We start from the raw sequence: 293 nt of genomic DNA on the forward strand, positions 1-293 counted from the left end.
CGCGCGTCTGCACCACCTCGAGCGTCTGCGGCAGCACGTCGTCGGCCACGTAGAACACGTTCGAGGCCGACTTGCCCACCCGCTGGAGCAGCGTCATGGCCTCGGCGGCGGCGGTGCCCTCGTCGAGCATCGAGGAGTTGGCGATGCCCATGCCGGTCAGGTCGGTGATCATCTGCTGGAAATTGAGGATCGCCTCGAGGCGGCCCTGCGAGATCTCCGGCTGGTAGGGCGTGTAGGCGGTGTACCAGGCCGGGTTCTCGAAGATGTTGCGCAGGATGACGCCCGGGGTGTGG

1 pseudogene is annotated in these 293 nt (G+C 67.2%); it reads right to left on the minus strand.

What is annotated here, in order from left to right:
- Positions 1 to 293: pseudogene (locus D0817_RS27265) on the minus strand (aminomethyl-transferring glycine dehydrogenase); the annotation flags it as partial.

Source organism: Flavobacterium cupreum (assembly GCF_003996965.1).
In the GTDB taxonomy this organism is placed as follows: Bacteria; Bacteroidota; Bacteroidia; order Flavobacteriales; family Flavobacteriaceae; genus Flavobacterium; species Flavobacterium cupreum.